This window comes from Rothia kristinae (genome assembly GCF_016028855.1).
GTDB classification, from domain to species: domain Bacteria; phylum Actinomycetota; class Actinomycetes; order Actinomycetales; family Micrococcaceae; genus Rothia; species Rothia kristinae.
In genome coordinates, this window is the sequence record NZ_CP065738.1 from 451699 (window position 1) to 469531 (window position 17833).

Consider the following 17833-nt stretch of genomic DNA (forward strand, 5'->3'; position numbering starts at 1 on the left):
TCGGAAGAGGACAATGGAGCCCATGAGCAAGCCCCTGTACGTCCTGAACGGACCGAACCTGAACCTGCTGGGCACCCGCAACCCGGAGGTCTACGGCACCACCACGCTCGCGGACATCGAGGCCATGGTCCGCGAGCGGGCCGGGGCCTGCGGTCTGGAGGTGGTCTTCCGGCAGACCAACGGGGAGGGGACGCTGGTGGACTGGATCCAGGAGGCCCGCTCCGAGGCCTGCGGGATCCTGCTCAACGCCGCGGCGTACACGCACACCAGCGTGGCGATCCACGACGCCCTGGAGGCAGCGGAGCTGCCGGTGGCGGAGGTGCACCTGTCCAACGTGCACCGGCGCGAGTCCTTCCGCCACCGCAGCTTCGTCTCCCCGCAGGCCGACGTCGTGCTGGCCGGGGCCGGCGCGTGCGGCTACGTGATGGCCGTGGACTGGTTCGCCCAGCACCTGGACCGCTAGCCGGCGTGGCAGGTGCCGGTGCCCACCGGTGCGGACATGGTGCCCAGGGCATCCAGGACGGGGCGCAGCTCCGCCAGGGACAGGGCGTAGCCGGTCTCGCCCTGCTCGGCCTTGGCGAAGATCACCCCGATCACCTGCCCGTCCGAGTTCAGCAGCGGCCCGCCCGAGTTGCCCTGCTGCACGTCCGCGGCCAGCTGGTAGATCTGCCGGGCGGGGGCCCGGTTCCCGTCGGCGTCGCGGGTGCGGGTCTCGCTCAGGCCCTGCACGGTGGCGGTGCGGGAGGCGAAGGGCCCGCCCAGGGGGTAGCCCATGAACTCCACGAGGTCCCCCGCTGCGGCGTCCGGGCCGGTGCTCAGGGCGGCGGCCGGCAGGTCCGGCGCGGAGATCACCGCGAGGTCCGTGGCGGCGTCGTAGTGCACCACCGTGCCTGCGTAGGCGCTGCCGGTGCGGGTCTCCACCGTGGTCTCCTCCACCCCGGCGACGACGTGCGCGTTGGTCACGACCATCCCGGGAGCGACGACGAAGCCCGAGCCGGTCTGGTTCTGCAGGCAGGCCTCGGCGGTGCCGCTGACGCGCACCACCGAGTCCGCCGCGGTGTCCAGCGCCGGGTTCTCGAGAGTCTGGGTCGGGGCGGATTCGGCCGGGAACAGCCGCTCGGACAGCTCGGGGATCCCGGATTGGGCGAGCACCGCGGCACGGGCCCGGGCGATGCCCTCGCGCACCGGATCCGGGGTGAACCCCTCCAGGGAGGTGACCACCCGGGAATCCCCGAGCGCCCGGGTGATGGAAGCCACCCCGAGCTGGCCCACGGAGAAGCTGAGCACCACGATCACCAGGGCGCACGTCGCCACGTTCAGCACGGCCCCGGCCAGCCGCTCGAGGAGCCCCAGGCCGGTGCGGTCGCTCAGCCGGCGCAGGGGCCGGCCGAGGGCCAGTCCCAGGGCCTGCCCGAGGCCGATGAGCCCCACGACGCTGAGCACAGCGACGAGGATGCGCCAGCCGCCGCCGACCATGCTCACCACGAGCGGCGTGAGGTAGAAGGCCGCGACTGCGCCGAGGGCGAACCCGACGACGGAGCCGAGCGTGAGGAAGAAGCCTCGGGAATATCCGCCGATCGCGTACAGGACCATCACCAGGATGAGGATCCAGTCCAGCAGGGTGAGATTCAGGAGCATGGTGCCCTTCCGTTCGGAGGAGGCCCGCGGCGGCGCCGGTGCGGGCCGCCCCCGGGAGAGCCCTGCCATGGTACGCGGACGAGCTGGCAGGGACCTGCCGGGGCTCTGGGAACTCGATGCGCATCCTCGCCGACGACGCGATGCTGTGGCAGTTTCCCGGGGCAGCTTATACAGTGGAAGAAGGCGTTGATTACATCACAGGGTGATCTTCGTCTGCGCGGGAGGCTGGATCTTCCCCTCTGGACGAGAAGCCCTGTGACGAACCCGAAGAGAAGTGAGGAGTGCAATGGACAACGAGATCCTGCGGCGCGCGCCGCTGTTCGCGTCCCTGGACGATGAGGCCTTCGCGGCCCTGACCGAGGAGCTCACGGAGGTGGACCTCTCCCGCGGGGCCACCCTGTTCTACGAGGGTGACCCGGGAGATCAGCTCTACTTCGTGATCTCCGGGAAGATCAAGCTCGGCCGCACCGCCTCGGACGGCCGGGAGAACCTCGTGGCCATCATGGGCCCGGGGGAGATCTTCGGCGAGATGGCCCTGTTCGATCCGGGCCCCCGCTCCACCTCCGCCACCGCGGTCTCCGAGACCCGGCTGGCCGGGGTCAAGCACGCGAGCCTGAAGAAGGCCATGGAGAAGTCCCCGTCCATCTCCGCCCAGGTGCTCCAGGCCCTGGCCCGGCGCCTGCGCCGCACCAACGAGAACCTGGCGGACCTGGTGTTCTCGGATGTTCCGGGGCGCGTGGCCAAGGCCCTGCTGGATCTGGCGGACCGCTTCGGGCGCCCGGCCACGGACGGCATCCTGGTGGCCCACGAGCTCACCCAGGAGGAGCTGGCCCAGCTGGTCGGCGCCTCCCGCGAGACCGTGAACAAGGCCCTGGCCGAGTTCGTGCAGCGCGGCTGGATCCGCCTGGAGGCCCGCGCCGTGGTGATCCTGGACCTGCAGCGCCTGCGCCAGCGCAGCCGCTGAGCCCAGCCCCTCGAGGGCAGTGGGAAGGGGCGGGGCGGCGTCGAGATGATCTCGACGCCGCCCCGCCCCTTCTCTGCTCTCTGCGCGCGGATGCGGCCCCGTGCCGGGCGTAAGAGCCTTGCGGCTCAGACCCCCTTGGCGCGGGGCGCGCATCCGGTGGCCGGCGGCGTGAAGCACAGGGTCAGGGCGCCGTCGCGCCGCTCCAGCTCCGGCTTCTGGGTGTGCACGGTGCGCTTCTTGGTGAGGAAGCCGATCGCGGACTGGGAGCGGGCCAGGGACTCCAGGATGCACAGCACCCCCGGGGTGATCAGCTGCTGCACCGTCAGCCCGCGGGTCTTCTCCTGGCCGATCTCCTCGCCCAGGGCGGTGGAATCCAGATCAGCGACCAGCTGGGCGGCGGTGACCCACCGGCCCCACACCCCGCGGGATTCCAGCAGCCGCGGCTTCTGCCCCACGGGCACGACGGCGGCGAAGTAGTGCGTGTCGTAGCGACGATGGCTGAAGTTGGGGCTCTGCCAGCGGCCGATGGGCTTGAGCAGGTCGGTGCGCAGCTTCAGGCCGCCGCGTTTGAGCCAGTCCACGAAGTCCAGCTCGCGCCCGGTGATCCGCTCCCGGCAGGCCATGGTCTCGCTGGCCTCGGAGTTCTCCACGGTCGCGGTCTCATCCGGTCCGGCCAGCAGCACCCCGACCTCCTGGAAGGTCTCCCGGATCGCGGCCACGACGGCGCAGCGGGCGGGGAGGATCTCCTCGTGCCCGAACTTCTGCGCCCACTGCGTCGGGGTGGGGCCGAACCAGCCGACCGGCTGCTCGTCGGCGGCCGTGGCCGCCCCACCGGGGAAGCCGACCTTGCCCAGCGGCGAGTCCGGGGAGGTGCGGTAGGTGAGGAAGGCCTCCAGACCGTCCGCACCCTCCCGGATCAGCACCACGCATCCGGCGGTGCGCAGGGGGCAGCAGGCCGCGTCGGTCTGCTCCTCCAGCCATGTCTTAGCCGCCGCCGACTCCCGCTCGGACAGGCGCAGGTGGCGCGGGGTGCGCTCCTGCTCCTCGGGGGTGCCGGTCCGGGCGATCACCCGGGGGCTGCGGGTCAGCACATCAGTCGCGGACTTCAACGATCAGTTCCACTTCCACGGGGGCGTCCAGGGGCAGGACGGCCACGCCGACGGCGGAGCGCGCGTGCGCCCCGTCCTCACCGAAGGCCAGTCCGTACAGCTGCGAGGCGCCGTTGAGCACCCCGGCCTGACCCGTGAACTCCGGGGCGGAGCTCACGAATCCGGTGGCCTTCACAACGCGCACGACCCGATCCAGATTCCCGATCGCGGATTTCACCGCGGCCAGGGTGTTCAGCGCGGCTTGCTGGGCCAGCTCCTGGGCGGTCGCGGGATCCACGGTGCCGGGCTCGCCGGAGTCGGAGACCCGGCCGGCGGCCGGCAGCTTCCCGTCGCGCAGCGGCAGCTGCCCGGCGGTGAACACGAAGGATCCGCCGCGTCGGGCGGGAACGTAGGAGGCGACGGGCGCGGCGACCTCCGGCACGGTCAGTCCGTGCTCGGCCAGCCGGGCCTCGACGGCGGAGTCGGCGGCGGCCATCTCAGGCCTCCCTGCGGCGCTTGAAGTAGGCGATGGGGTTGCTCTGCTGCGGGGCGACCATGTTCCCCGCCGGGGCATCCCCCGCGGGGGCGGCGCCGGGCAGCACGGTGACCAGCTCCCAGCCGTCCTCACCCCAGGTGTCGAGGATCTGCTTGGTCGCGTGAATCATCAGGGGCACGGTGGCGTATTCCCATTTCTCCATGCGCCCCAGCGTAGCCGCGCGGGCCCGGGCGGGCCATTCCCCGCCGCAGGCCGGTCGACGACTCTCCGCGACGAGTCCCCGAGACCTGCCCCGGCTCTTCCAGGCGGCCGGGTGCGCTGCCCCACGTGCGACGGCGTCGGGACCCCGGGACGGCACAGGGTCTGCTTGTATGCTGTGCCCATGGCTTCATCCACGAGATCCACCCGGCGTCGGGATCGCCGCGAGCGGCGCAGGCCCAGCGACCTCCTGCAGTTCATCGCGCTGAGCATCGTCGCGGGCTTCGTCACGGCCGGCCTGCTGATCCCGCCGGCCGCGGCCGCCGGGCTGACGGCCAACGCCTCGATCAACTGGTTCAAGGGCCTGCCGGATGACCTGCAGGAGGGGCCGCTGTCCCAGCCCTCCACGATCCTCGCCAGCGACGGCTCGGAGATCACCAAGTTCTTCTCCGAGAACCGCGACGAGGTGCCGCTGGATCAGATCTCCCAGCACATGATCGACGCGCAGCTGTCCATCGAGGACAACGACTTCTACGACCACGGCGGCGTGGACGGGATGGGCATCGCCCGCGCGATCCTGAACAACATCGTCAACCCGGGCAAGCGCCAGGGCGCCTCGACCATCACCCAGCAGTACGTGAACAACCTGCTGATCGACTCCGCGGTGCAGAACGGCGGGGACCCGACGGCCACGCTGGGCGCCAACAAGGGGATGATGGACAAGATCAAGGAGATGAAGCTGGCCATCTCCATGGAGCAGAACAAGTCCAAGGACCAGATCCTCAACGGGTACCTGAACATCGTCAACTACGGCGGCTCCAACTACGGGGTCCAGGCCGCGGCGAAGTACTACTGGGGGATCGACGCCAAGGATCTGAACATCCAGCAGTCCGCGACCCTGGCGGGCATGGTGCAGTCCCCGGTGCTCTACGACCCGGCGACCAACCCGGAATCCTCCAAGAAGCGACGCAACATCGTGCTGGGCACGATGCTGCGGGACAAGAAGATCACCGAGGACCAGTACGACAAAGCCATCGACTCGGGTCTGGACCTGGACATCCACCCCACCGATTCCGGGTGCACCGTGGCGAAGAAGGACTCGCAGTACTTCTGCTCCTACGTGCAGAACGCCATCGCCCTGGAGGAGTCCCTGGGCACGACCCCGGAGGAGCGGGCCGCGAAGCTCAACCGCGGCGGGCTGACCATCAAGACCACCCTGGATCCGAAGGCGCAGTCCAAGGCCCAGGATGCCGTGGAGGGCACCCAGCCCACGGACTCCAACCCGGACAACGTGAACACCTCGCTGGTCTCCGTGCAACCGGGCACGGGCAACATCCGCTCGATGGCCCAGAACTCGCACTACTCGAATGAGCAGGGCGCGGAGAACACCATCTACAACTACAACGCGGATGAGCTGATGGGCGGCACGCAGGGCTACGCCCCCGGGTCCACCTTCAAGCCGTTCACCCTGACCGAGTGGATCAAGGAGGGCAACGGCGTCAACGCCACGGTGGACGCCTCCCCGCTGAGCTACCCGGCCGGGACCCTGTGGCACACGCCGTGCTTGGACTCGAAGACGAGTCCGAACCCGGGCACCTCCGTCTGGTCTTTCCAGAACGCGACGCCGGGATACAACTGGGCCGGGCAGAGCGTGAACTTCGGCATCTACAACTCCATCAACTCCAACCTCTTCGCCACGGCCCGGTACCTGAACCTGTGCGCCATCGGCGATGTGGCCGGGGACCTGGGGGCTGTGAACGGGGTGACCGGGGATCACATGCACCCGGAGAAGGGCATCGCCCAGCTGATCGGCACCCAGCCGGTCCCGCCGCTGTTCATGGCCAACGCCTTCGCGACCTTCGCCTCGGAGGGCATGTACTGCAAGCCGCGCGCCATCGACTCCATCACGGACCGCAACGGCAAGGCCGTGGACGTTCCGGGCACCCAGTGCACCCGCAAACTGGACAAGGACGTGGCCCGCGGGGTGAGCTACGTGCTGAAGAACGTGCTGACCCAGGGCTCGGGCTACCAGCGCGGCATCGGCCTGGAGAACGCCTCCGCGGCCAAGACGGGGACCACGGATGACTCCACCCAGACCTGGATGGTGGGCTACACCTCCGGGCTGGCGACGGCCTCGTGGGTCGGCAACAACGACCTCGGCGGTCGCTCCCTGAACGGGCTGAGCATCGGCGGGCAGTCCAAGAGCTACGTGGACGGCGCGACCTTCGCCGGCGCCCAGTGGCAGTGGTACATGAACCAGGTCAAGAACGACTACGAGCACAAGACCTTCACGGACCCCTCCGCGAAGGTCATGGGCACGCAGATCGTCTCCAAGCTGCCCTGATGAGCTCGACGGCGCGCCCGGCGGCCTTCGGTCCCCTCGCTCCCCCGCACTCCTCCGTCCGCAGGCTGGTGCGCGGCGCGGGGATCGCGGCGGGGGCCGCGGCGGGACTGGGGGCCGCCGCGCTGCTGTACGGGCGGTTCGTGGAGCTGAACCGCTTCACGGTGCGCCGAGAGAGCCTGGCGGTGCTGCCGCCGGGTTCCCCGGACCTGCGGGTGCTGCACCTGTCGGATCTGCACATGATCCCGGGGCAGCGGCGGAAGATCGAGTTCGTGCGGTCCCTGACCGGGCTGGCCCCGGATCTGGTGGTGAGCACCGGGGACAACTTCTCCCACCCCGAAGCCCTGGACCCGCTGCTGGAGGCCCTGGACCCGCTGCTGGATCTGCCCGGGGTGTACGTGCCGGGGTCGAACTGCTACTTCGCCCCGCAGCTGAAGAACCCGGCCCGGTACCTGTGGAAGGACACCTCGGCGGAGTCCGCGGCCAAGGCGGCCGCGGCGGGCGGGCACCCGGCGAGCCTGGCCGAGGGCCAGGTCTCAGCCTCCGGCGGTGCCCGCCGGGTGCTGCCCTTCCGGCGGATGCACGAGCACTTCGACGCCCGCGGGTGGACAGGGCTGGTGAACCGCACGGATTCCCTGACCGTGCGCGGGGTGCGCCTGGACTTCTCCGGGGTGGATGACCCGCACCTGGGCTACGACGAGCATCCCGGCTTCGCCCCGCAGGCCTACGCGCGGGACCCGCAGCGGCCTTCCCTGCGGGTGGGGGTGCTGCACGCCCCGTACCAGCGGTGCCTGGAGCGCTTCGCCGAGGACGGGGCCGAGGTGGTCTTCGCCGGGCACACCCACGGTGGGCAGATCTGCCTGCCGGGCGGGCGCGCGGTGGTCTCCAACTGCGACCTGGAGCCGGCCCGGGCCAAGGGCATCTCCTACCAGCGGGGGATCATGCCGGTGCAGGTCTCCGCGGGGCTGGGCACCTCCCGCTTCGCCCCGGTGCGCCTGTTCTGCCCGCCGGAGGCCGTCCTGGTGACCCTCACGGCCGCACGCGCTGAGCCGCCGTCCTCCCCCTCCTCGCAGCTGCCATGGCTCATGTCACAGGTGGGGATCCGCGGGCGTAGGGTGGAACGGTGCCTCTTCGCCTCCCGCTGACCCGCCGCTCTCCCGCCGATGAGCTGTTCGCCGAGTACCTGGCGCCCATGCGGGGCAGGCTGCGGGCCGGCATCGTCGTCGCGGTGCTGGGCGGGGCCATGGCCCTGGCCATCCCGCAGGCCCTGCGCTGGCTCGTGGACACCGTCCTGGCCCCCGGGGCCACCCCCGCCCGCGTGTGGGAGTCCGCCGGTGTCATCGCGGTGCTCGGGCTGGCCCAGGTGCTCTTCCAGTGGCTGCGCCGTCGCCTCCTGCTGGAGCCCTCCACCCGCCTGGAGATGGACATGCGGGAGCGGCTGTTCGACCACCTCCTGCGCCTGCCCGTCGGCTTCCACGACCGCTGGCCCTCCGGTCAGCTGCTCTCCCGCTCCATGTCCGACCTCGGGCTGTGCCGACGCTGGGTGGCCTTCGGCATCAGCCAGACCGGGCAGACCAGCACCATGGTCGTCTTCGGCCTGCTGCTCATGGTCGCGAACTCCTGGCAGCTCGCCCTGATCTACCTGATCGCCGTCGGCCCGGTGCTCTGGGTCATCGTGCGCACCCTGCCCCGCACCCGCGAGCTGACCCGCGCCACCCAGCAGCAGGCCGGGGACCTGGCCACCGACGTCGAGGAGTCCGTGCACGGGATCCGGGTGCTCAAGGCCCTGGGTCGCGGGGAGCACGCCCTGGGGGAGTTCTCCGAGAAGGCCGCCTGGCTGCGCGACACCGAGGTGACCCGCAGCCGCGTCTTCTCCGGGCTGAGTGCCCGGATCTGGCTGATCCCGGAGATCGTGATGGCCGCATGCCTGCTGATCGCCGGGTTCCTGGTGGCCGCGGGCGCCCTCAGCACCGGGGCGGTGGTCGCGTTCTTCGCCACCGCGGTGCTCGTCTCCACGCGGCTGCGCGACGCCGGGATGCTGCTGAACATGTACCAGTCCGCCCTGGTCGCCCGGGAGCGTCACCAGCAGATCATCGCCCAGACCGGCACCGAGGCCGTGCCGATCACCGGGGCCACCCACCCGGTCCGACCCCGCGGCGCCGGGGCCGGCTCCGTCGGGGCGGGCTCCCCCGGAGACGAGCCCTCCGGGGCGGATTCCGCGGGGGCGGAGTCCTCCGGGGCCGCGGTGAGCCTGGAGGGGGTCGGCTTCTCCTACCCGGACGAGGCCGGGGCGGAGGCGCCCGTGCTGCGCGGGGTGGATCTGCGGCTGCGCCCCGGGGAGACCGTCGCCCTGGTCGGGGCCACCGGCTCCGGCAAATCCACACTGCTGATGCTGCTGCCGCGGCTGTACGAGGCCGACGCCGGGCGGATCCTGCTGGACGGGCGGGACGCGGCCGAGCTGTCCCTGGACGAGCTGCGCGGGCAGATCGCCGTCGCCTTCGAGGAGCCGACCCTGTTCTCCGCCTCGGTGCGCCAGAACGTGCTCATGGGGGTCCCGGACGTCGTCGGACCCGATGGCCAGCCCGTGCCCGATGAGCTGCTGGACGCGGACCAGGCGGCCCGGCGGGAGCAGATCCTGACCACCGCGCTGCGGGCGGCGGCCGCGGAGTTCGCGTGGGAGCTGCCCGACGGGGTGGACACCCAGATCGGGGAGGAGGGGCTGAGCCTGTCCGGCGGGCAGCGTCAGCGCCTGGCCCTGGCCCGCGCGATCGCCGCCGATCCCCGGCTGATGCTGCTGGATGATCCGCTCTCCGCGCTGGACACCCGCACCGAGGCCGCCGTCGTGGACAACCTGCGTCGGGTGCTCACCGGGACCACGACCCTGCTCACCGCGCACCGACCCTCCACCGTGGCGCTGGCGGATCGGGTGGCCCTGCTGCGCGACGGGCGGATCGCGGCGGTGGGCACGCACCGCGAGCTGCTGGCCCTGCCCGAGTACCGGTACGTGATGAGCGCGGAGGAGGCCACCCGTGGCTGAGCGGACGACGTCGCCGGTGGGTGTGGCCGGTGAGGACGCGGTGCGCCTGGATGCGCGCCAGCGCCGGGCGGTGCGCCGGCGCAGCTTCCGGCTGCTGGCCTCGATGCTGCGCCCGGTGGCCTGGCCCGCGCTGGGCACCCTGCTGCTGGTGGTCATCGCGGACGGGCTGGGGTCGCTGGGCCCGGCGATCACCGGCTGGGGGATCGACGTCGGCTTCCCGCAGCTGCAGGCCGGGAACCCGTGGCCGCTGGTGTGGCTGACGCTGGCCTTCGCCGGGTCGGTGGGGATCTCCGCGCTGACGATCTACCTGAACGTGCTGATCACCGCGAGGATCTCCCAGCGGGTGCTCTACGACCTGCGCCGACGCACCTTCCGGCACGTGCAGCGGCTGAGCCTGGAGTTCCACGAGAAGTACACCTCCGGGCGGGTGATCTCGCGGCTGACCTCGGACCTGGAGGCGATGCGGGAGTTCCTGGATTCGGGGCTGTCCGCGATGGCCTCCTCGCTGATGTCCATGGTCATGATGAGCGTGCTGGTGGTGCTGCTGGATTGGCGCACGGCCCTGGTGATCCTGGTGGCGATGGTGCCGATGGTCGCGCTGACCCTGTGGTTCCGCCGCGCCTCGGAGGTGCGCTACCGGGCGCAGCGGGTGGCCTCGGCCCGGCTGGTGAGCCGCTTCACCGAGACGATGACGGGCATCCGCGCGGTGATGGCCTTCCGGAATCAGCCGCGGGTGCGCCGGGAGTACCTGGAGCAGGCCGACGACTACCGCGTGCAGAATCTGCGCTCCGTGCAGATCTTCGGGCTGTACATGCCGGGGGTCATGCTGATCGCCAACATGACGGTGGCGGTGGTGCTGCTGTTCGGCGGGTTCAACGTGCTGCACGGGACCCTGGCGGTGGGGACCCTGCTGTCCCTGGTGCTGTACACGCAGCGGATCTTCATGCCGATCATGGAGCTGTCCAACTTCTACAACACCCTGCAGTCCGCGGCTTCGGCCCTGGAGAAGGTCTCGGGGCTGCTGGAGGAGCAGCCGAGCGTGGCCGAGCCGAGCGACCCGCTGCCGCCCGGAGGCGGAGCCGAAGGCCGGGGCGCGGCGTCGGCGGCCGGAGGCCGGGGCGCGGCGTCGGCGGCCGGAGGCCGGGGCGCTGCGGTTTCGGGGGCTGACCGCCGGGACGCGGCGGTGTCCGAGGCTGCCTCATCCCGGGGTGCCCTGCGCTTCGACGGCGTGGAGTTCAGCTACTCCCCCGACGCCGAGCGGCCGACCCTGGAGCGGCTGGACCTGGTGATCCCGGCGGGGCAGAAGGTCGCCCTGGTGGGGCGCACCGGTGCCGGGAAGTCCACGGTGGCCAAGCTCGTGGCCCGGTTCTACGACCCCACCCGCGGGACGATCACCCTGGACGGGGTGGATCTGCGCCGGCTGCGCGATGAGGACCTGCGCGGGCAGATCGTCATGGTCACGCAGGAGGCATTCCTGTTCTCGGGCACGGTGGCGCAGAACATCGCCCTGGGCCGCCCCGGCGCGACGCGGGCGGAGATCGAGGAGGCGGCCCGCGCGGTGGGGGCCGACGAGTTCATCCGGGCCCTGCCGGAGGGGTACGACACGGACCTGCAGCAGCGGGGCGGGCGAGTCTCGGCGGGCCAGCGGCAGCTGCTCTCCTTCGCCCGGGCCTTCCTGGCGGATCCGGCGGTGCTGATCCTGGACGAGGCCACGGCCTCCCTGGATCTGCCCTCGGAGCGCCAGGTGCAGCGGGGCCTGGACCGGCTGCTGGGCGGACGCACGGCCCTGGTGATCGCGCACCGACTCTCCACGATCCTGGACGCGGACCGCGTGCTGGTGGTCGACGCCGGCCGAGTGATCGAGGACGGCTCCCCGACCGAGCTGATCGCCGCCGGCGGCACCTTCGCCCGCATGAACGCGGCCTGGGAGGAATCCCAGAGCTGAATCCCCCTACCGCGCCGCGCGCAAGCACACCGCGCCGACCACGCAGCCTGCCCCGCCCGGCGCAAGCACACCGCCCCGCCCCGTCCGAACACACCGCCCCATCCGCCCGGTCCATCCCGACCCGCCACTGAATCTTCAGTCCGCACCATCTGACACTGGTGATCGGCAAAACCTGAATATTCAGTCAACGTCCCCACGACTGAAGATTCAACTCGAACCATCGGCAGTGATGCTCAGCGAAAGCTGAATATTCAGGAAGCGCAGCCTGGGTTGAATATTCAGCTTTTCCCAACGCTCTTGACCCCATGGCACGGCCTGAATACTCAGGCTCCGCGGTGGGCAACGATCCCCATTCGCGCCGTCATCCACAGTTCGCCGGCCACCCCTCCGCACACCACCACCCACTGTCTGCCGAGATCATCCACCCCCTCCCCAGATCATCTACCTCCCAGATCCACTGGCCGTGAAGCTGAACGATCACTGAATATTCAGGCCTCATCATCAGGGCTGATGGTCGACAAAAGCTGAATATTCAGGCCACATCGTGAGCACAGGTGATCCCTGAATAATGGATATTCAGATAACGCCCCCACAACTGAAGATTCAGCACGGACCATCGGCAGTGGTGCTCGGGGAAAGCTGAATATTCAGGAAGCGCGGCCGGAGCTGAATATTCAGCTTTTCCCAACACCCATGGGTCCAGGGCGCGGCCTGAATCTTCAGCCCATGCACGTCACGTGGGCCCGTGGACCTCTGCTCGATCCCCGACTCCCACCCCCGTGGGCCATCCTGCCCTCCAAGTTATCCACAGGGAGCCGCCGCGGTCTGGGCACGTGGCAGATGATGCGCCAGACTCCTCGCATGGACCACAGCCACGACCTCGACCCCATGACCGACCCCCGCACGCATACCAACACCGCGATGGACACCCACACACACGCCGGCGTCGAGAACGGCATCGGCGCGGATGACGGCATCGAGTATGACGACCTCGAGGCTCCCGAGATGGAGGATCTGCTCGATCAGGACGACCTCTTCGACTACGAGGATCCGCTGGATGCCCGGGACGACTTCACCCGGAGGCCCCCACCGGATGAGCTCGCACCCGCGGAGCAGCAGGCCTGGACGCTGTGGCTGCGAGCGCACGCGCTGCTCGAGGCGCGCTTCACCCAGGCGTGTGCCGGCAGCGCGGGCATCTCCCTGCCGGAGGCCACCGTCCTGCTGCTGGTGGGCCAGTATCGAGGTCGTCGCCGCCGGGCCCAGATCGTGGAGATCACCGGATGGTCCGAATCCCGCACCAGCCACCTGCTGCGGCGGATGGAGCGGGCCGATCTGGTGGTCACGGTGCGCGACTGGTGCGGGACGATGGTCGAACTCACCCGTCACGGCTGGGAGGTCCACCACCAGGTGCGGCCAGAGCACAGCGAGGTCCTGCGCTCCTCGCTGCTGTGGCCCATCGAGCGCAGCGGCCACCGGCTGACCCCGGCACTGGCGGCGATCGTGGACCGCCTGGATCCCGTCTACCCCTCCGAGTGGTGAGCGGGACAGGACCGGGTTTGCCGGGGCGCGGAGGGTTCGCTATCCTGGAGAGGTTGCTTGACGGCCTCGAAGGCTTCGAGCGGCAGACCACGGGATGTGGCGCAGGTTGGTAGCGCGCGTCGTTCGGGACGACGAGGTCGCAGGTTCAAATCCTGTCATCCCGACCATTGAGAAGGCCCCGGCATCGCAACGCGATGCCGGGGCCTTCGCCACGTCCGACGGTCGACCGGCGGATCAGCCGCGCTCGGCCCGGGCCTGACGCTGGTCCCGCACCCCGACGAGCCCGGCCAGCACCACGATCACCGCAATCAGGCCGAAGCCCACCGCCACCGCCATGTTCCAGTCCGTGCGGGCCAGCACCGAGAACGCCACACCGGTGATCGCAGCGATCCCGATGGAGGTGCCCACCCGCTGCCCGGTCTGCAGCACCCCGCCGGCCGCCCCGGCGTAGCGCACCGGGACGTCCGCGAGCGTCAGCGTCTGGTTGGGGCTGACCACCAGGCCCTGCCCCACTCCCACGAACACCATGGTGCCCAGCAGGAACCACTCGCTGAGCCCCACGCTCTCCCGCAGCACCACGACGCCGATGCTCAGCAGGATCCCGGTCAGCACCAGGCCGATCCCCCACAGCACCATCGGGCGCCCCACCTGCACGACCTTCCGCCCCGCCAGCGGCGCGGTGATCGCGCTGGCCAGGGCCGAGGGCAGGCCGATGAACCCGGCCGCGAGCGCGGTGTGGCCCATCCCCTCCTGCATGTACAGGGCGATCAGCACCCACACGCTGGTCATCCCCACGAAGTACAGGGCGATCAGCAGGGAGCCGTTGGCGAAGGAGCGGGTGCGGAACAGCCCCATGTCCACCATCGGCTCACCACCCCGGGCGGAGTAGCGCCGCTCCCAGCGCACCCACGCGACCAGCAGCGCCGCCGCCACCGGCAGCGCGATCCACACCCACGCCCCGGCCGAGGACTCCACGAAGGGCAGCATGACCAGGAAGATCGCCACGCCGAACAGTCCCAGCCCCACCGGGTCCAGATCCACCCGACGACGCCCGGAGGCACCGGCCCCGCCGGCCCCGTTGCGGCGCACCACGGGCAGGGATGAGGTCGACGTCGAGTGCTCCTCGGGCACCGGCTCCCACGCCGAGGCCGGCAGGAACGGCTTGGCCGCGATCAGCGCGACCAGGCAGATCGGCACGTTGACCAGCAGGGAGGCCCGCCACCCGGCGCCCGCGCCGAGCACGCTGATCAGCAGCCCGCCCAGCACCGGCCCGATCGCGACGGAGACCCCCACGATCCCGCCGAAGATCCCGAAGGCCCGGCCGCGCTGGGTCCCGGAGAAGTACTGCTGCATCAGCCCGATCACCTGCGGGTTCAGCAGCCCCGACCCCAGGCCCATGACCACCCGCGCCAGGTTCAGCACCAGCGGGGTCGGGGCCAGCCCCGCCACCAGGGACCCCGCGCCGAACAGCACGACCCCGGCGATGAACAGCTTCGCCCGCCCGAACACGTCCCCGGCCCGGCCCGCGGCCACCAGCACGACGCCGAAGGCCAGGGCGTACCCGGAGAGCACCCACTGCAGCGCGGAGCTGCTCGCCCCGATGTCGGCCTGCACGGACGGCAGGATCACGTTGACAATCGAGACGCTGAGCAGGGACATGAACAGCGGCACCAGGGTCAGGGTGAGCAGGCGCCGCTGGGTCGGGTCGAAGGCGGTGTCGCCGGTGCGGGTTTCGCTGGGCATGGAACTCCTGTCGTGCGGGGCGGGGATTCGGGCAGACTGGTGGATGGAACCACGCCGGGCCCGCTTTTCTTCCGGGGCCGCCTCCCGCGGCCCGCGGGCGAGCCCGCGCATCGACCCACGTCAGGAGCATCATGCCCATCACCACCAAGGCCCTGCAGAAGACCGGACCGGATCAGCCCTTCCGCGTCGTGCAGATCCGGCGGCGCGACCCCCGCCCGGACGACGTCGTCATCGACATCAAGGCGGCCGGCATCTGCCACAGCGACATCCACACGATCCGCAACGAGTGGGGCGAGGCGCACTTCCCGCTGACCGTCGGCCACGAGATCGCCGGGGTCGTGGAGGCCGTCGGGGAGAACGTCACGAAGTACCGGGTCGGGGACCGCGTGGGCGTGGGCTGCCTGGTGAACTCCTGCGGCGAGTGCGAGGAGTGTCGGGACGGGCAGGAGCAGAACTGCCTCAACGGCGCCGTCGGCACCTACAACTCCGAGGACGTGGACGGGACCATCACCCAGGGCGGGTACGCCCAGAAGGTCGTGGTCAACGAGCGCTTCGTCCTGCGCATCCCGGACGCCCTGGACTTCGACGTCGCAGCACCCCTGCTGTGCGCGGGCATCACCACCTACTCCCCGCTGGCCACCTGGGAGGCGGCCGAGGGCAAGAAGGTGGCCGTGCTGGGCCTGGGCGGTCTGGGCCACATGGGTGTGCAGATCGCCGCGGCCAAGGGCGCGGAGGTCACCGTGCTCTCCCGGAGCCTGAAGAAGGAGCAGGAGGCGAAGGACCTGGGGGCGGCGCGCACCCTGGCGACCACCGAGGACGGGTTCTTCCGGGATCACCGCGGGGAGTTCGACATCATCCTGAACACCATCTCCGCGGACATCCCCGTGGACGACTACCTCGGGCTGCTCAAGCCGCGCGGGGTCATGGCCGTGGTGGGACTGCCGCCGCAGGCCCAGCCCCTGCACTTCGGGGCGCTGATCGGCGGGCGCAAGGCCCTGGCCGGGTCCAACATCGGCGGCATCCCGGAGACCCAGCAGATGCTGGACTTCTGCGCCGAGCACGGCTTCGGCGCGGTGATCGAGAAGGTCTCCGTGGACGAGGTGGACGAGGCCTACGACCGGGTGGTGGCCGGGGACGTGAAGTTCCGCTGCGTCATCGACGTCTCGACCTTCGACGACGCCGAGGTCCAGGCCTGAGCCCATGGGATCCGAAGGCCGCGAATTCGACGTGATCGTCCTCGGCGGCGGCCCGGTCGGGGAGAACGCCGCCGAGCACGCGGTGCGCGGCACCGACGGCAGCGCCGCCCTGGTGGAGGCCGAGCGCTTCGGCGGGGAGTGCTCGTACTGGGCCTGCATGCCGTCCAAGGCGCTGCTGCGCCCCGTGGACGTCGTCGACGCCGCCGACCACCTGCAGGGGGTGGCCGGGCCGGTGGCCCTGGACCGGGAGCAGCTGCTGGCCCGGCGCGACGCCTGGACCTCCCACTACGACGACGCCGGGCAGTTGGACTGGGCCCGCTCGGCCGGGCTGACCCCCGTGCGCGGCCGCGGACGGATCACCGGGCAGCGCGAGGTCACCGTGACCGGTCCCGGCGGTGCCCGCACGGTGCTGCGGGCCCGACAGGCCGTGGTGATCGCCACCGGCAGCGTCCCCGTCGTGCCCGAGGAGCTCGCTCCGGTGCGCCCGTGGAGCACCCGGGATGCGACCGGGGTGCGCACGGTGCCGGCCCGCCTGGGGATCGTGGGCGGAGGGGCCGCCGCGGTGGAGGCCGCCCGCTGGATGCGGGCCCTGGGCAGCGAGATCACGCTGATCGTGCGCGGGCCGCGCCTGCTCGCCGACGCCGAGCCGTTCATCGGGGAGGCCGTGGCCCGGGGATTGGAGCAGGAGGGCGTGCGGGTCCTGCTGCGGACCCGCGTGCTCAGCGCCTCCCGCTCCGAGACCGCACCGGACGACGCGCCGGACGCGACACCGGAGACCGCCCCGCTGGGCGCGCCCCACGGCGGACCCGTGCGGCTGCGCCTGGCCCGAGTCGAGCAGGACCAGGAGGCCCCCGGGGAGACGTCCCCGCGGACCGGGGCGGAGCTGGTGGTGGACGAGGTGCTGGCCGCGACCGGGCGACGCCCGGCCCTGGAGGACCTCGGGCTGGAGAGCATCGGGGTCAGCGCGGAGCAGTTCACCGCCCATGCCCACGGCGGTCCGGGCTCCCCGCTGCCGGACTGGCTCTACGCCGTCGGCGACGCCTCCGGGGAGGCCCCGCTGACCCACTGGGGCAAGTACCGGGCGCGCCTGGTCGGCGCCTCGGTGCGGACCGCGGCCCGGGGCGAGGACCCGTGGGCCGTGTTCGATCCGCACCGGGACGGGGCCGCCGCGGCCCCCGTGCCCCAGGTGGTCTTCTCCCGCCCGCAGGCGGCCTGGACCGGACTGAGCACCGCCCAGGCCCGCGAGCGCGGGATCGCGGTGCACGTGCGGCGGGTCCCGTACACGGCGGCGGCCGGGGCCGCCCTGCTGCGCGACGACGCCGAGGGCACGGTGCAGCTGCTCAGCCGCGCCGAGGACGATGTCCTGCTCGGCGCCGCCTTCCTCGGCCCCGAGGTGCAGGAGCTGGTGCACGCCGCGACCGTCGCGATCACCGGGGGCCTGACCCTGCGGGCCCTTGCGCACGCGGTGCCCTGCTACCCCACGGCCTCGGAGGTGTGGCTGCGGGCGCTGGAGGCCGAGCCCGCGCGCGGATAGCACCGGGGTCGCCCGCTCGTCGAGCCCTCGGGACACGCGGCGCCATCTGCGCACACGCGGGGACACACGGCTTGGCCGGCGGGGGCGGACGGGACTGAGATGGCACCCGTGGAC

At 71.4% G+C, this 17833-nt stretch carries 14 protein-coding genes and 1 tRNA gene; 10 read left to right on the top strand and 5 right to left on the bottom strand.

Going from position 1 to position 17833, the window contains the following annotated elements:
• The first annotated feature begins 22 nt into the window (after window positions 1-22).
• Window positions 23-463, top strand: a complete 441-nt coding sequence (gene aroQ, locus I6G21_RS02005) for a type II 3-dehydroquinate dehydratase (protein WP_129357718.1) — start codon at window positions 23-25, stop codon at window positions 461-463.
• On the opposite strand, the gene I6G21_RS02010 is transcribed toward aroQ, so the two are convergent.
• Window positions 460-1638 carry a MarP family serine protease gene (locus I6G21_RS02010; RefSeq protein ID WP_058731622.1) on the bottom strand — a complete coding sequence of 393 codons (1179 nt, stop codon included), beginning with the start codon at window positions 1636-1638 and terminating at the stop codon, window positions 460-462. The two genes, aroQ and I6G21_RS02010, sit on opposite strands and share 4 nt — an antisense overlap.
• 286 nt (window positions 1639-1924) lie before the next feature.
• Between I6G21_RS02010 and I6G21_RS02015 the strand changes: the two genes are divergently transcribed.
• On the top strand, window positions 1925-2602 hold the full coding sequence (locus I6G21_RS02015) for a Crp/Fnr family transcriptional regulator (RefSeq protein ID WP_058731623.1): 678 nt from the start codon (window positions 1925-1927) through the stop codon (window positions 2600-2602).
• 125 nt (window positions 2603-2727) lie between these two features.
• Here the strand turns inward: I6G21_RS02015 and I6G21_RS02020 are convergent, their stop codons facing one another.
• From I6G21_RS02020 to I6G21_RS02030, 3 genes are read right to left on the bottom strand one after another with little or no spacing between them, the layout of a single operon-like run.
• On the bottom strand, window positions 2728-3711 hold the full coding sequence (locus I6G21_RS02020) for an NUDIX hydrolase (RefSeq protein ID WP_129357717.1): 984 nt from the start codon (window positions 3709-3711) through the stop codon (window positions 2728-2730).
• On the bottom strand, window positions 3695-4186 hold the full coding sequence (locus I6G21_RS02025; protein ID WP_058731152.1) for a RidA family protein: 492 nt from the start codon (window positions 4184-4186) through the stop codon (window positions 3695-3697). Before I6G21_RS02025 ends, I6G21_RS02020 begins: the two co-directional genes overlap by 17 nt.
• A gap of 1 nt (window position 4187) precedes the next feature.
• On the bottom strand, window positions 4188-4388 hold the full coding sequence (locus I6G21_RS02030; RefSeq protein ID WP_058731151.1) for a hypothetical protein: 201 nt from the start codon (window positions 4386-4388) through the stop codon (window positions 4188-4190).
• A 180-nt stretch (window positions 4389-4568) separates the two neighbouring features.
• Between I6G21_RS02030 and I6G21_RS02035 the strand changes: the two genes are divergently transcribed.
• The 6 genes from I6G21_RS02035 (at window position 4569) to I6G21_RS02060 (ending at window position 13413) form a co-directional block, all read left to right on the top strand.
• The gene (locus I6G21_RS02035) at window positions 4569-6728 is read left to right on the top strand and encodes a transglycosylase domain-containing protein (protein ID WP_129357716.1); all 2160 of its coding nucleotides are present in this window, start codon (window positions 4569-4571) and stop codon (window positions 6726-6728) included.
• Complete coding sequence (locus I6G21_RS02040) at window positions 6728-7870, top strand: metallophosphoesterase (RefSeq protein ID WP_129357715.1); 1143 nt, start codon at window positions 6728-6730, stop codon at window positions 7868-7870. Before I6G21_RS02035 ends, I6G21_RS02040 begins: the two co-directional genes overlap by 1 nt.
• Before the next feature lie 47 nt (window positions 7871-7917).
• Window positions 7918-9762, top strand: coding sequence for an ABC transporter ATP-binding protein (locus I6G21_RS02045; RefSeq protein ID WP_081046343.1), 1845 nt, complete (start codon window positions 7918-7920; stop codon window positions 9760-9762).
• Complete coding sequence (locus I6G21_RS10590) at window positions 9755-11707, top strand: ABC transporter ATP-binding protein (protein WP_232238488.1); 1953 nt, start codon at window positions 9755-9757, stop codon at window positions 11705-11707. Before I6G21_RS02045 ends, I6G21_RS10590 begins: the two co-directional genes overlap by 8 nt.
• Window positions 11708-12568: 861 nt before the next feature.
• Complete coding sequence (locus tag I6G21_RS02055; RefSeq protein ID WP_064725138.1) at window positions 12569-13246, top strand: MarR family winged helix-turn-helix transcriptional regulator; 678 nt, start codon at window positions 12569-12571, stop codon at window positions 13244-13246.
• 90 nt (window positions 13247-13336) lie between these two features.
• A tRNA-Pro gene (locus I6G21_RS02060) sits at window positions 13337-13413 on the top strand.
• A 67-nt stretch (window positions 13414-13480) separates the two neighbouring features.
• Here the strand turns inward: I6G21_RS02060 and I6G21_RS02065 are convergent.
• Complete coding sequence (locus I6G21_RS02065) at window positions 13481-14989, bottom strand: MFS transporter (protein WP_064725139.1); 1509 nt, start codon at window positions 14987-14989, stop codon at window positions 13481-13483.
• 131 nt (window positions 14990-15120) lie between these two features.
• Between I6G21_RS02065 and I6G21_RS02070 the strand changes: the two genes are divergently transcribed.
• Window positions 15121-16185: an NAD(P)-dependent alcohol dehydrogenase gene (locus I6G21_RS02070; RefSeq protein WP_058731543.1), complete on the top strand. Its 1065-nt coding sequence runs from the start codon at window positions 15121-15123 to the stop codon at window positions 16183-16185.
• A gap of 4 nt (window positions 16186-16189) precedes the next feature.
• Window positions 16190-17719: a dihydrolipoyl dehydrogenase family protein gene (locus I6G21_RS02075; RefSeq protein ID WP_129357714.1), complete on the top strand. Its 1530-nt coding sequence runs from the start codon at window positions 16190-16192 to the stop codon at window positions 17717-17719.
• Window positions 17720-17833: the final 114 nt, after the last annotated feature.

Coding starts and splice junctions, on each gene's coding strand:
- aroQ (WP_129357718.1), top strand. CDS start 23: ATGAGCAAGCCCCTGTACGTCCTGAACGGACCGAACCTGAACCTGCTG.
- I6G21_RS02010 (WP_058731622.1), bottom strand. CDS start 1,638: ATGCTCCTGAATCTCACCCTGCTGGACTGGATCCTCATCCTGGTGATG.
- I6G21_RS02015 (WP_058731623.1), top strand. CDS start 1,925: ATGGACAACGAGATCCTGCGGCGCGCGCCGCTGTTCGCGTCCCTGGAC.
- I6G21_RS02025 (WP_058731152.1), bottom strand. CDS start 4,186: ATGGCCGCCGCCGACTCCGCCGTCGAGGCCCGGCTGGCCGAGCACGGA.
- I6G21_RS02030 (WP_058731151.1), bottom strand. CDS start 4,388: ATGGAGAAATGGGAATACGCCACCGTGCCCCTGATGATTCACGCGACC.
- I6G21_RS02035 (WP_129357716.1), top strand. CDS start 4,569: ATGGCTTCATCCACGAGATCCACCCGGCGTCGGGATCGCCGCGAGCGG.
- I6G21_RS02040 (WP_129357715.1), top strand. CDS start 6,728: ATGAGCTCGACGGCGCGCCCGGCGGCCTTCGGTCCCCTCGCTCCCCCG.
- I6G21_RS02045 (WP_081046343.1), top strand. CDS start 7,918: ATGCGGGGCAGGCTGCGGGCCGGCATCGTCGTCGCGGTGCTGGGCGGG.
- I6G21_RS02055 (WP_064725138.1), top strand. CDS start 12,569: ATGGACCACAGCCACGACCTCGACCCCATGACCGACCCCCGCACGCAT.
- I6G21_RS02065 (WP_064725139.1), bottom strand. CDS start 14,989: ATGCCCAGCGAAACCCGCACCGGCGACACCGCCTTCGACCCGACCCAG.
- I6G21_RS02070 (WP_058731543.1), top strand. CDS start 15,121: ATGCCCATCACCACCAAGGCCCTGCAGAAGACCGGACCGGATCAGCCC.
- I6G21_RS02075 (WP_129357714.1), top strand. CDS start 16,190: ATGGGATCCGAAGGCCGCGAATTCGACGTGATCGTCCTCGGCGGCGGC.